This window comes from Stappia sp., assembly GCF_040110915.1.
Classification (GTDB): domain Bacteria; phylum Pseudomonadota; class Alphaproteobacteria; order Rhizobiales; family Stappiaceae; genus Stappia.
This window is the reverse complement of sequence record NZ_CP157793.1, coordinates 3,037,466-3,049,741: the sequence shown is the minus strand read 5'-3', so window position 1 is coordinate 3,049,741 and position 12,276 is coordinate 3,037,466. Positions and strand designations below refer to the sequence as shown.

Here is a 12,276-nt window from a genome sequence, read left to right as displayed (position 1 = left end):
ACCCGGCGCTCGGGCATGACTTTCCCGTCAAATGCGCATCGTGGATGCACATTTCCCACGAGGCAAACGGGGACTCGCTGTCATGGACCTCGACGTCGTTGAGCTGTCGCGCCTGCAATTCGCGCTGACGGCCATGTATCACTTTCTGTTCGTGCCGCTGACGCTCGGCCTGTCGATCATCGTGGCCATCATGGAGACGGTCTATGTGATGACCGACCGTCCCATCTGGCGCCAGATGACCAAGTTCTGGGGCACGCTCTTCGGCATCAACTTCGTGCTCGGTGTGGCCACCGGCATCACCATGGAGTTCCAGTTCGGCATGAACTGGAGCTACTACAGCCACTATGTGGGCGACGTCTTCGGCGCCCCGCTGGCGGTGGAGGGCCTGATGGCCTTCTTCCTGGAGGCGACCTTCGTCGGCCTGTTCTTCTTCGGCTGGGACAAGCTGTCCAAGGTGGGGCATCTCACCGTCGCCTGGCTGGTCGCCATCGGCTCCAACTTCTCCGCCCTGTGGATCCTGATCGCCAACGGCTGGATGCAGAACCCGGTGGGCGCGACCTTCAATCCGATGACCATGCGCATGGAGATGACGAGCTTCTTCGACGTCGTCTTCAACGACGTGGCGCAGGCGAAGTTCGTGCACACCGTGTCGGCCGGCTATGTCACGGCGGCGGTCTTCGTGCTCGGCGTGTCCGCCTGGTACCTGATCAAGGGCCGGCATGTGGATCTCGCCCGCCGCTCGATCGCGGTCGCCGCGAGCTTCGGCCTCGCCTCGGCGCTGTCGGTCGTGGTGCTCGGCGACGAGTCCGGCTATTCGGTCACCCACTCCCAGAAGATGAAGCTCGCCGCGATCGAGGCCATGTGGGAAACGGAACCCGCGCCGGCCTCCTTCACCGTGGTCGGCTTTCCCGACCAGGAGGCGCGCGAAACCCATTATGCGATCCATGTTCCGGCCGTCATGGGGCTGATCGGCACGCGCTCGCTCACCCAGGAAATCCCCGGCATCAGCGAACTGGTGGCGCAGGCCGAGGAGCGGGTGCGCTCCGGCATCATTGCCTATGACGCGTTGATGACCCTGCGCACCGAGCGCGAGGCCACGCCGCAGGCGGTGAAGGACACCTTCGAGCAGCACAGCGCCGATCTCGGCTTCGCTCTCCTGCTGAAGCGCTATGTGGACGACCCGCGCGATGCGAGCGAGGCGCAGATCCAGCAGGCGGCGAACGACACCGTGCCGACCGTCTGGCCGCTGTTCTGGGCCTTCCGCATCATGGTCGCGCTCGGCTTCGGCTTTATCGCCCTGATGGCCTATTTCTTCTACCTGTCGAGCTTCCGGGGCATGCGCTTCCCGCGCCCGGCGCTGTGGCTCGCGGTGATCGCGATCCCGACGCCGTGGATCGCGGCGGAACTCGGCTGGTTCGTCGCCGAATTCGGTCGCCAGCCCTGGACGGTCGACGGCGTGTTGCCGACGGCGCTCTCCGTCTCCCACCTCGGCGTCACCGAGGTGCTGATCACGCTCTCCGGCTTCATCCTCTTCTACACGGTGCTGTTCATCGTCGAGATGGGCCTGATGATCAAATACATCCGCAAGGGGCCGTACATGGACGTGAAGGAAACCGAAGAGTGGATGGCGCGTCGCGCCGCCCGGCTCAACGGCAACGGCACCAGCACCGGCAGCAGCACCGGCGGCCTTGCCGCCCAGCCCGCGGAGTAAGCGTCATGATCCTGCATGAACTCATCGACTTCGACATCCTGCGGGTGATCTGGTGGGGCCTGCTCGGCGTCCTGCTGATCGGCTTCGCGCTCACCGACGGCTTCGACATGGGGGTGGGCGCGCTGCTCCCCTTCGTGGCGAAGACCGACATCGAACGCCGCATCGCGATCAACACGGTCGGTCCGGTCTGGGAAGGCAACCAGGTGTGGTTCATCCTCGGCGGCGGGGCGATCTTCGCCGCCTGGCCGCCGCTCTACGCGGTGAGCTTCTCCGGCTTCTACCTGGCGATGTTCCTGGTGCTCGCCGCCCTCATCCTGCGTCCCGTGGGCTTCAAGTACCGCTCCAAGCGCGACGACGCGAGGTGGCGCAGCACCTGGGACTGGGCGCTCTTCGTGGGCGGGGCCGTGCCGGCGCTGATCTTCGGCGTCGCGGTCGGCAACGTCCTGCAGGGCGTGCCGTTCCGGCTGACCGAGGATCTGATGCCGCTCTACGAGGGCTCCTTCTTCGGCCTGCTCAACCCCTTCGCGCTGCTGGCCGGCGTTGTCTCGCTCTCCATGCTGGTGATGCACGGCGGGGCCTGGCTGTCGCTCAAGGCGGAAGGGCCGGTCGCCACCCGCGCGCGGACCTTCGGCGCGGTGGCGGCACTGGTCGCCATGGCGAGCTTCGCGCTGGCCGGCGTGTGGCTGGCGGTCGGCATCGACGGCTACGCCTTCACCGGCCCGGTCGCGACCGACGGGCCGTCCAATCCGCGTCTGACGGAGGTCGTGCACGCGGGCTCCTGGATGAGCGCCTATGCGGAACGTCCGTGGATCGCGATCGCCCCGCTGATGGGCTTTGCGGGGGCCGCGCTTACCTTCCTTGGCCTCAAGGCGGGCCGCGAGGTCTCGACGCTGCTCGCGTCGAAGATGGCGATCCTCGGCGTGATCTCGACGGTGGGCCTGACGATGTTCCCCTTCATCCTGCCCTCGACCATCGACCCGCGCTCGTCGCTGACGGTGTGGGACAGCTCCTCGTCGCACCTCACGCTGTTCGTCATGCTGGTGATGACGGTGATCTTCATGCCGATCATCCTTGCCTACACCGCCTGGGTCTACAAGGTGCTGTGGGGCAAGGTCGGCGAGGCCGACGTCACCGAAAGCGAAACCGCATATTAGAAGGACACTCGCCATGTGGTATTTCGCCTGGCTTCTCGGACTGCCCGTCGCGGCCCTCTTCGCGGTCGTGAACGCAATGTGGCTGGAAATGGCGGAGGATCGGCGCCTGGAAGAGAGCACATCCCGGCCCAACGACCGCTGAGCATCGCGCGTCTGCCGACGACGGATCGTGACACGCAATCCTTGCGCCCCGACGCGGACCCCGCGCCGGGGCGTTTGCGTCGCGCCTTGAGCCATCGGAGCGGGTCCGCGCGCGATCGAGCCGCGCCTGCGCCAGCGGGCAGCCAAGGGATAGCCGACGAACAACCGACAGACAGCCGTCATACGGTCGGGCTAGACCGGTCGGCATTCCCGGGTCCGCGCGATTCGGGCCTGTCCGTCACCGACCGTTGCGGGATCCTCCATGCTGCGCCTCGTCCATGCCTTTTTCAATTCGCTGTCCGGGCTGAAGTTCGGCCTCGCCCGGGAGGCCGCCTTGCGCGAGGAGATGATCCTGATCCTGCTGTCGCTGCCGCTGGCGCCGCTGCTCACGCTCGATCCCTGGCGGCTGATCGCGCTCTGGGGCTCGCTGCTGCTGGTGCTTGCCATCGAGCTGCTCAACACCGGGATCGAAAAGCTCGCCGACCGGGTCACCCGCGACGACGACGATCTCGTCAAGGTCGCCAAGGATTGCGGGTCGGCGGCGGTGCTGATGGGGCTGATCATCGCCGCGTCGGTGTGGGGCGTCGTCGCCTGGGAGCGGTTTGCCGGCTGATCCCGCCGGCCCCGCTCGGCCGACACTCAGCCGCCGGCGGCGCGCAGCTGGGGCCGGGCGCCCGCCGTCTCGTACTGCCGCACGAGATCGGAAAGGTCGTCGCGCGCCCGCAGGCCCGCCTGCCGCGTCGAGTTCCAGACCACGGTGCCGCGCGCCCGGCGGCCGTCGGCCCACTCGACAGTGACCTCCCGGTCGAGCAGCGCGACATCTACAAGGTCTTCGCTGAACGCGATCTTGATGCCGCTGCGGCAGATATCGACCAGACGCGCGCGGAGCCTGTGTCCGCCGACGCCGACGGTCACCGGATCGCTGGCCGCGATGCGCGTTTCGGCGCGGCGCTCGGCCACGTCGCTCGCCACGCCGGTGGCGAACTCCTCAACCGCGCGCGACAGTTCCGAGGCGACGTCCGAAACGCTGTCGGAGACGTGGCGCACGCGGCCGGCCTCCGCGTTCGCCGTATCGACGGCACGGGCGAGACCCGTCAGGCTGCCGGCGACGGTGTTCGACTTCTCGATGGCCCGGTCGATGGCTCCGGCGATGCCGCGCGTCGCCTCGTCCTGCACCTCCAGCGCGCTGGCCAGCGCCTGCATGCGTTCCGCGATGCCCTGAACGTTCTCGCCGATGGTTTCCATCGCCTGCACCGTGTCGCTGGTCGCGGCCTGCATTTCGCCGATCTGGGCGGCGATCTCGTCGGTGGCCCGGGACGTCTGGTCGGCCAGTTCCTTCACTTCCGCCGCGACGACGGCGAAGCCCTTGCCGGCCTCGCCGGCCCGCGCGGCCTCGATGGTCGCGTTGAGCGCCAGCAGATTGGTCTGGTCGGCGACGGAGCGGATGAGCGCCAGAACGTCGCCGATGCGCTCGGCCGAGCGCGCCAGTGTGCCGACGTCGGCGGAGGCGCGTTCGGCGACATCGCGCGCGGTGTCGACCTGCGTGCGCGTCACCCGGGTCTGTTCGGTGATCTCCTCGATGGCGCTGGCGACCGAGCCGGCCATGTCGCCGATCGAGCGGATCTCGGTCAGCGCCTCGGTCGACGCGCCGTCGGCGGCGCGGGCCTGATCCGCCGCCGCGCCGCTTTCCTGCGCGAGGCGCGAGCTGGTTTCCGCCATGGTGGCGGTCTCGCTCGACAGAGCGCTTTCCACCCGCCGGGTGGTGTCGCGGAAGCGCTGCACCAGGCCTTCGATCCGGTCCTGGCGGCGAAGCTCCTTGTCCCGGTCCGTCTCGCTCTGGTGCTCCAGCGCGGTGCGTGCCACGGCGTTGTCGCGGAAGACGGCGAGCGCGCGGGCCATGTCGCCCACCTCGTCGCGGCCGTCGAGCGCGGCGACGTCGATGTCGGTCTCGCCGTTGGCGAGCCGCGTCATGGCGGCTGTGGCCCCGACGATGCGCGCGGCGACGCGCCTCATGAAGTAATGGACGGCGAACCCCGTCACGGCGAGCGCCAGGCCCGAAACGGCGAGGATGGTCAGCAGGTTGGTCAGGGCTTCTGAGCGCATCTGTCGGGCGAGCGCGATGTTGGCGGCGCCGGCCGCGATGACCAGATCGACGGCGGAATCGAGCGCCTCGGTGGAGCGGGCGAAATAGTCGTCGAAGGAGATCGGATAGGCTCCCGTGCCGGCCGCCTCGTAAAGGCGCGCGCGCAGGGCGAGATAGCTGTCGAAGTAGCGCGCGCGCATGGTCTCCAACGCGGCGGCGACCTCCGGAACGAGGTCGGTGTTGTCCGCAAGGCTCTGAGTCAGGCCCCAGGACTGAAGCACGCGGCCGTGCGACTCGTGCATTTCCACGAGGTTCTCCGACGCCACCGGCGCGCCGAGCGCGGTGGCGATGGCGAAATAGGTCCGCTCGCGCCCGCCGTATTCGCGGATGATCCAGGCGCGTTGCATCAGGAGATCGTTGGCGATCACGGCGGCGGGCGTCAGATGCGCGGGCGGTCGTACCAGACCGCCGAGGGTGTTCATCCCGGCGATGGTCTCCTTCAGTGCGTCAATGCGGGCGCCGATGGCCGCTTCGCGGTTCGCGGCGGCGACGGCGAGATTGGGATCGATGTCGCGGCGGATCTCGGCCAGCCGGTCGCGCAGCTCCGAAACCCGGTTGCGAAACTCCGCCTCGCCGGGCAGGTCGACCGCGTCGAGATGGGCGTCGAGGGAGGCGAAGAGGGCGTTGGACTTGTCGCGCTGGGCCAGCAGCATGTCGTTGAAGGCCTTGGGAAAGGCGGTCGGCAGGGCCAGCCCGACCTGGGCGAGCGAGCGTTCCAGCGAGATCTCGATGGTCGCCTTGTTCAGATAGGACAGGGCGGTCACCGCATCACCTGCGGTCCGGCTGGCCTCAAGGCGCCGCAACTCCCCGACGAGCGCAATGACGGTCGCGATCACGACGACGACGGCGGTGCCGCCGGTGAACACCAGACTGGCATTGCGGATCGAAAGCATGGCGAGCGCTCCAGGTCGTCGGGATCAATGTGGGCGCAGAAAGCGACGCGCATTCGCACGGACGCTCTACGCGGAAATACTCACACGCAAAGGTCGTGTGACTCGGTGTCCGAATCGTTAAGGCGCGCCGTCCCCCGGTGACGGCGGCGCGTCAGACGCAGGCGGTGATTGGCGGGGCGGATGCTGGCCGGGGCGGTCGGATCGGCGCCGGCCGTTTGGCGCAGGCTGGGCAATGGATCCGGCCGCATGGGCGCGGCACGCGGGGTGCAACCGCCTGAAACCTGAGGGTTCTGCAAGGTCCGCCGGCAACGGTCGATCTCCGCCCGCGCATCCGAGTTCCCGGGCGCAGCCCCCGGGCACGGGGCGCGGCGGCGATGTGGGAGCGCCAGGCCGGGCGTGTCGGTCTCTCTGCCGCTTGAGCGAGAATGAAAGTCAATTTGTTCCGAAACTGCAAAAGAAATGAGAGTGTTCTTAGCCGAGATCGCAGTCGAGCGCTTCGAAGCGGTCGAAGCGCAGCGGATTCCGGTCGTCCTGCGCAAGCCGTGTCTGGACGGTCTTCGCGCGCCCGCCCGCAAATCCCGGCAGGGGGTGGCCCGGCAGGGCGGCGAGCGCCCGGTTGAGGCCGACGTAGACGAAGAGCGGGCGGCGGTGATGGCGGCAGGCGGCGCCCAGCAGGGCGCGCAGGTCCGCGCGCGGCAAGGGCGCGCCGGGCGCCACGAACACGGCGCAGACGAGCACCACCGGCAGGCCGCGCTCCCGGCGCGGCGACGACACGAGCAGGCCGGTGTCCGAGCGATGCAGCGCGTAGCCGAAAGCCGGGCTCGACAGGCGATCACGCAGCGCGTCCGCTGTCCAGGCGATGCCGTCCACGCCCTCCAGCCACCGGGCGACGGCGGCGAGATCCTCGTCGGCGGCGGGATCGTGCAGCGTCCGTGAGCGAACCGTGTGGCGCCCCGCCACGGGCGATCCGATCCCGAGGCGCGGGGTGAGCGACAGCGTGTCGGCGAGCTTCAGGAAGCGGGCGTTCAGCGGTTTCGAGTTCGGATTGGGTAGGGCATAGATCGCCCGGCTCGCCGGGGCGTCGCGCAGGCGGCGGTCGAGCGCGGCATAGAGCCGTCGCACGGCGGCGAAGCCGCGATGCTCTGGCACGAGGAACAGATCGACCAGCTCGCCGGCCTGAAGGAGCGCGTCCCCCTGGCGCAGGCGGCGGTGGACGATGGCCGCGCTGCCGACGATGCGGTCGCCGTCCATCAGGCTCACGAGGCGTGGCGGCGGCATGCCGACCCGGTGTTTCCAGGCGAAGTGACCGGGCGCCAGCTCCGGCCGGTCCCGCCCGAAGGCCCGGCGCGCGGCGTCGGCGAAGGCGCCGGGGTCGGCGGGACACGTGTCAACGATCGTCAGCGGGGGCGGCGGCGGGGCGGGGGGCGGAGCAGGGGGCATGCGGCGGTCCCGAAAGCGGCGGTGTCCGGCACCGCGCAGCGATTGATAGACCTTCGCGGAGACCTCCGGCAACCCGAAGTCGCGGCGGGCGGCGCCGGACGGCGGCGACGATCCGACGCGACGGGTGCGAACAATCGGACCATTCACGGATTGGTGCCATTTCCATCGCTGGCTCGACGGCCGAAAATTTTGGAACGGATCGGATTCCGGTAATGAATGGCAATATTGCCCGGCAAATTCCTGAGAAAATTTTAGGCAAAACCGGATTCGGGCTTGTCATCCGCGATCACACGGCTAACCATGGAACCAATAAGGTTAAAGGTGCAGAAAAGGTCCGCCCCCGTGGAGGTCACGTCCCGGTCGCAACGCAACTCCAGTCTGGCGCTCGAGCGCCTGCGCATTCTCGTCGATCAGGTCGAGCGCGAGGGGCGCGACCAGCTGCCGACCGAGCGCGAGCTGTCCGAAGAGATCGGCGTCGGCCGCCGGGCCGTGCGCCGGGCGCTCGACGTGATGGAGGCGGAGGGGCGGATCTGGCGGCGTCAGGGTGCCGGCACCTTTCTGGCGGCGGCGCGCGCGCCCGGCGATGGTGATTTTCGGCGGCTGCCGGAAATGAGCAACATGGTCGAGGTCATGGAGGTGCGCCTGCGTCTCGAGCCGGCGCTGGCGCGGCTGGCGGCGGTGCGGGCAAGCGCCGCTGACGTGGCGCGCATGCGCGCGCTCAGCCGCAAGGTCGAGGCCGCACAGGACATGGACAGCCGCGAGCTGTGGGACGGCGCGCTGCACCGGGCGGTGGCGGAGGCCGCCGGCAACACGCTGTTCCTGGCGCTGTTCGATGTGGTCGACCGGGTGCGTCAGGACGAGATCTGGCGGCATGTGCGCGAGGCGCTGAGAACCAGCGACACGCTGGTGCTCTATCGCTCGCAGCACGCCGATCTGGTCGATGCCATCGAACGGCGCGATCCCGTCGGCGCGGAGCGCGCCATGCGGCGTCACCTGCTGGCGCTGCAGGAGCGGCTGCTGCTGCACCCGGTCGGGGAACCGGAGGAGGCCGACGATGGCGGATAAGGCGGGGTCGCGGGGCGACGGCGCGCGGGCGCTGTTGCGGGTCGAGGATCTGGCAATCCGCTTCAAGGGCGCGCGCGCCAATGTGGTCGACGGCGTGTCCTTCTCGGTCGCGCCGGGCGAGACGCTCGCGATCGTCGGGGAAAGCGGCTGCGGCAAGTCGGTCACCGCGCTGTCGCTCATGGGGCTTTTGCCGATGCCCCCGGCCGAAATCGTCGCCGGTCGGGCGGTGTTCGAGGGGCGCGATCTCTTCTCGCTGCCCGCGCGGGCCATGAGCGAGATGCGCGGCGACCGGATTTCCATGATCTTTCAGGAGCCGATGACCTCGCTCAATCCGGTGTTCACGGTGGGCGACCAGATCTGCGAAGTGATCCTGCGTCATCGCAAGGTGAGCCGCGCCGAGGCAAGGGCGCGGGCGCGCGAGATGCTGGAGCGGGTCAAGGTGCCGGCCGCCGACAAGCGGCTCGACGACTATCCGCATCAGATGTCCGGCGGCATGCGCCAGCGCGTGATGATCGCCATGGCGCTCGCCAACGATCCGACCCTGCTGATCGCCGACGAGCCGACGACCGCCCTCGACGTGACCATTCAGGCGCAGATCCTCGACCTCATGCGCGCGCTGCAGGACGAGACCGGGGCGGCGCTGATCATGATCACCCACGATCTCGGCGTCGTGGCCGAAGTCGCGGACCGGGTGGCGGTGATGTACGCCGGGCGTGTCGTCGAGGACGGCCCCGTCGGGCCGGTGTTCGAGGATCCCCAGCATCCCTACACCATCGGATTGATGAGTTCCGTGCCCTCGTTGGGGCCGCGCACCGGGCGTCTGGCGACCGTGCCGGGCCTCGTGCCCACGGTCGATGCCATGCCGGCGGGATGCCGCTTCGCGCCCCGCTGTCCCTTCGCCGTGGAGCGTTGCGCCAGCGAGACGCCCGCGCTGACGCCGGCCGGCGCGGGCCATGGCGTCGCCTGCCTGCGCGCGCCGCTCGAAGAGACCGCCGGAGGGGCTGCCGCATGACGACCGACACCGCACGCGACACCGCCCCGCTGTCGGCTGACAGCCCCTTCCTGCTCGAGGCGCGCGATCTGAAGCGCCACTTCTCCAGCGGCTGGTCGCCCTTCGCCGAGCCCTCGGTCGTGCGCGCGGTCGATGGCGTGACGCTTGGCGTGCGCAAGGGGGAGACGCTGGCGATCGTCGGGGAGAGCGGCTGCGGCAAATCCACGCTCGCCCGGCTGCTGCTGCGCCTGATCGACCCGAGCGCGGGCCAAGTGCTCTACGACGGCAAGGACATCGCGGCGCTGCCGGCGGGCGAGATGCGGCGGCTGCGCAAGGACCTTCAGTTCATCTTTCAGGACCCGTTTTCCTCGCTCAATCCGCGCATGACGGTCGGCGCCATCGTCGAGGAACCGATGCGCGTCCATCTCAAGCTGTCGCGTCGCGCGCGGCGGGAGCGCATGGCGGAACTGCTGACCCGGGTCGGGCTGCGCCCCGAATTCGCCGACCGCTACCCGCACGAGTTTTCCGGCGGCCAGCGCCAGCGCATCGGCATCGCCCGCGCGCTCGCCTCGGGGCCGCGCGTTGTGATCGGCGACGAACCGGTCTCCGCGCTCGACGTGTCGATCCAGGCGCAGGTGATCAACCTGCTGGAGGATCTCAAGGCGGAGTTCGACCTCACGCTGGTGCTGATCGCGCACGATCTTGCCGTCATCCGCCACATGAGCGACCGGGTGGCGGTCATGTATCTGGGCGAGATCGTCGAGCAGGGGCCGACCGATGTGCTCTACGATGCTCCCGTGCATCCCTACACGCAGGCCTTGATGCGCGCGATCCCCGTGCCGGCGCCGGGCGCGCGGGCCGCGGGCGGACATTTGCAGGGCGATGTTCCGTCGCCGCTCGATCCGCCGCCGGGCTGCCGGTTCCACACCCGCTGTCCGTTCGCGACCGCGCGCTGCGCCGAGGAGCGGCCCGCGCTCACGGCCGCGCCGGGCGACCGGCTTGTCGCCTGCCATCACTGGGAGCAGGCCGCGCAGGCGGCGTCCGATCTCGTGCGCGTTCCACCGCGCAGCCCGGCCGCCGAGCGCCGGTTCGCCCTTTACCGGGACATGAGCGACGCGGCGAGAACGTCGCAGCCCGGCCCCTGACCCACGTCCGATCACGCTTCACCGGAGGAGTTCCCATGAAATCGAGATTGCTCACCCTCGCCCTGCTCGGGCTCGGCGCGGCGCTGGCGCTGCCGGCGCAGGCGGCCGATCTCAGGATCGGCCTGCAGGACGACGCCGATGTGCTCGATCCCGACCAGTCGCGCACCTTCGTCGGGCGTATCGTCTACGCCTCGCTGTGCGACAAGCTGGTCGATATCACGCCCGATCTGGAGTTCGTGCCGCAGCTCGCGACCGGCTGGTCCTGGTCCGAGGACGGCAAGACGCTGACGATGGATCTGCGCCAGGGCGTCGTCTTCCATGACGGCACGCCCTTCGACGCAGAGGCCGTGAAGGCCAACATCGACCGCTCCAAGAACCTGCCCGAAAGCCGGCGCAAGAGCGAGGTCAAGTCGATCGAGAGCGTCGAGGTGACCGGAAGCCATCAGGTTGCGATCAAGCTCGCCCAGCCCGACGCGACGCTGCTCGCGCAGCTCGCCGACCGCGCCGGCATGATGCTGTCGCCGACGGCGGCGGCCGAAGCCGGCACGGACTTCGGCAACAATCCCGTGTGCTCCGGCCCGTTCTCCTTCGTGGAGCGCATCCAGCAGGACCGCATCGTGCTGGCGAAATTCGCCGACTACTGGAACGCCGAGGCAATCCATTTCGACACGGTGACCTTCCTGCCGATCCCCGACACCACCGTGCGACTGGCCAATCTGCGCGCCGGCGATCTCGACATGCTGGAGCGCCTCGCCGCGCCCGACGTCGCGTCGGTGAAGGCGGACGACAGCCTGCTCTACGCGGAGGCGGTGAGCCTCGGCTACCAGGGCATCACGGTGAACATCGACAATGGCGAGCGCGGCGATAACATCTTCGGCAACGAAGCGAAGCTGCGTCAGGCGTTCAACCTGGCGATCGACCGGCAGGCGCTCAACCAGGTGGTGTTCGAGGGCGTCTTCGCGCCGGGCAACCAGCCCTTCGCGCCGACGAGCCCGTGGTATGACGACAGCAACCCGGTGCCCGCGCGCGACATCGAGAAGGCCAGGGCGCTGATGGCCGAAGTGGGCGTCGAGACGCTCGAGGTCGAGGTGCAGGTCGCCAACAATCCGGTCCAGACGCAGATGATGCAGGTCGTTCAGGCCATGGTCGCGGAAGCGGGCATCACGGTGAAGCTCAAGTCCATGGAGTTCGCCAGCCTGCTCGCCGACCAGTCGGCCGGCAACTACCAGGCGAGCCAGGTGGGCTGGTCGGGCCGGGTCGATCCGGACGGCAACATCCACCAGTTCATGACCTGCAAGGGCGGCATCAACGACTCCAAGTACTGCAACCCGGAGGTCGACCGGCTGCTCGACGCGGCGCGCACCTCGAACGACACCGCCGCCCGCAAGGAGAGCTACGATGCCGCGCGTGCGATCCTCAACGAGGATCTGCCGATCATCTACCTCTACCACCCGACCTGGATCTGGGCGCTCGACGGCAAGATCGAGGGCTTCACCCCCTATCCGGACGGCATGATCCGGCTGGAGAACGTGAAGTTCAAATCCTGACCGTCCAACGTCGCTGACCCTCGCGGATCCCGGCCCGACCGGGATC

General features: G+C 68.9%; 10 protein-coding genes. 8 read left to right on the top strand and 2 right to left on the bottom strand.

The window, feature by feature from the left end:
* Positions 1-82 precede the first annotated feature (82 nt).
* The 4 genes from ABL312_RS13700 (at position 83) to ABL312_RS13685 (ending at position 3,619) form a co-directional block, all read left to right on the top strand.
* On the top strand, positions 83-1,711 hold the full coding sequence (locus ABL312_RS13700) for a cytochrome ubiquinol oxidase subunit I (protein ID WP_349357951.1): 1,629 nt from the start codon (positions 83-85) through the stop codon (positions 1,709-1,711).
* Between the two features lie 5 nt (positions 1,712-1,716).
* Entirely contained in the window at positions 1,717-2,865 is a 1,149-nt protein-coding gene (gene cydB, locus ABL312_RS13695) for a cytochrome d ubiquinol oxidase subunit II (protein WP_349357950.1), read from the top strand.
* A 13-nt stretch (positions 2,866-2,878) separates the two neighbouring features.
* Positions 2,879-3,007 (top strand): cytochrome bd-I oxidase subunit CydX, encoded by a 129-nt coding sequence (gene cydX / locus ABL312_RS13690; RefSeq protein ID WP_349357949.1) that lies wholly within the window; start codon positions 2,879-2,881, stop codon positions 3,005-3,007.
* 261 nt (positions 3,008-3,268) lie between these two features.
* Complete coding sequence (locus ABL312_RS13685; protein WP_349357948.1) at positions 3,269-3,619, top strand: diacylglycerol kinase; 351 nt, start codon at positions 3,269-3,271, stop codon at positions 3,617-3,619.
* A gap of 26 nt (positions 3,620-3,645) precedes the next feature.
* Here the strand turns inward: ABL312_RS13685 and ABL312_RS13680 are convergent, their stop codons facing one another.
* Both ABL312_RS13680 and ABL312_RS13675 read right to left on the bottom strand, forming a co-directional pair.
* Positions 3,646-6,042, bottom strand: a complete 2,397-nt coding sequence (locus ABL312_RS13680; RefSeq protein ID WP_349357947.1) for a methyl-accepting chemotaxis protein — start codon at positions 6,040-6,042, stop codon at positions 3,646-3,648.
* Positions 6,043-6,513: 471 nt separating this feature from the next.
* A complete protein-coding gene (locus tag ABL312_RS13675) occupies positions 6,514-7,482 on the bottom strand; it encodes a hypothetical protein (RefSeq protein WP_349357946.1) in 969 nt (322 codons plus the stop codon).
* A 342-nt stretch (positions 7,483-7,824) separates the two neighbouring features.
* On the opposite strand from ABL312_RS13675, the gene ABL312_RS13670 reads away from it, so the two are divergent.
* Genes ABL312_RS13670 through ABL312_RS13655 form a run of 4 tightly spaced genes read left to right on the top strand, consistent with a single transcriptional unit; the run spans position 7,825 to position 12,230 of the window.
* The gene (locus ABL312_RS13670; protein ID WP_374730134.1) at positions 7,825-8,547 is read left to right on the top strand and encodes a FadR/GntR family transcriptional regulator; all 723 of its coding nucleotides are present in this window, start codon (positions 7,825-7,827) and stop codon (positions 8,545-8,547) included.
* Entirely contained in the window at positions 8,537-9,559 is a 1,023-nt protein-coding gene (locus ABL312_RS13665) for an ABC transporter ATP-binding protein (protein WP_349357944.1), read from the top strand. The genes ABL312_RS13670 and ABL312_RS13665 overlap by 11 nt, the downstream gene beginning before the upstream one ends.
* Positions 9,556-10,683 (top strand): dipeptide ABC transporter ATP-binding protein, encoded by a 1,128-nt coding sequence (locus tag ABL312_RS13660; protein ID WP_349357943.1) that lies wholly within the window; start codon positions 9,556-9,558, stop codon positions 10,681-10,683. The genes ABL312_RS13665 and ABL312_RS13660 overlap by 4 nt, the downstream gene beginning before the upstream one ends.
* Before the next feature lie 35 nt (positions 10,684-10,718).
* The gene (locus ABL312_RS13655; RefSeq protein ID WP_349357942.1) at positions 10,719-12,230 is read left to right on the top strand and encodes an ABC transporter substrate-binding protein; all 1,512 of its coding nucleotides are present in this window, start codon (positions 10,719-10,721) and stop codon (positions 12,228-12,230) included.
* Positions 12,231-12,276 lie beyond the last annotated feature (46 nt).

Bases quoted from the DNA above. Each gene is read 5' to 3' on its own strand.
- ABL312_RS13655 (WP_349357942.1), top strand. From the start codon at position 10,719: ATGAAATCGAGATTGCTCACCCTCGCCCTGCTCGGGCTCGGCGCGGCG.
- ABL312_RS13685 (WP_349357948.1), top strand. From the start codon at position 3,269: ATGCTGCGCCTCGTCCATGCCTTTTTCAATTCGCTGTCCGGGCTGAAG.
- cydB (WP_349357950.1), top strand. From the start codon at position 1,717: ATGATCCTGCATGAACTCATCGACTTCGACATCCTGCGGGTGATCTGG.
- ABL312_RS13700 (WP_349357951.1), top strand. From the start codon at position 83: ATGGACCTCGACGTCGTTGAGCTGTCGCGCCTGCAATTCGCGCTGACG.
- ABL312_RS13680 (WP_349357947.1), bottom strand. From the start codon at position 6,042: ATGCTTTCGATCCGCAATGCCAGTCTGGTGTTCACCGGCGGCACCGCC.
- ABL312_RS13675 (WP_349357946.1), bottom strand. From the start codon at position 7,482: ATGCCCCCTGCTCCGCCCCCCGCCCCGCCGCCGCCCCCGCTGACGATC.
- ABL312_RS13660 (WP_349357943.1), top strand. From the start codon at position 9,556: ATGACGACCGACACCGCACGCGACACCGCCCCGCTGTCGGCTGACAGC.
- cydX (WP_349357949.1), top strand. From the start codon at position 2,879: ATGTGGTATTTCGCCTGGCTTCTCGGACTGCCCGTCGCGGCCCTCTTC.
- ABL312_RS13665 (WP_349357944.1), top strand. From the start codon at position 8,537: ATGGCGGATAAGGCGGGGTCGCGGGGCGACGGCGCGCGGGCGCTGTTG.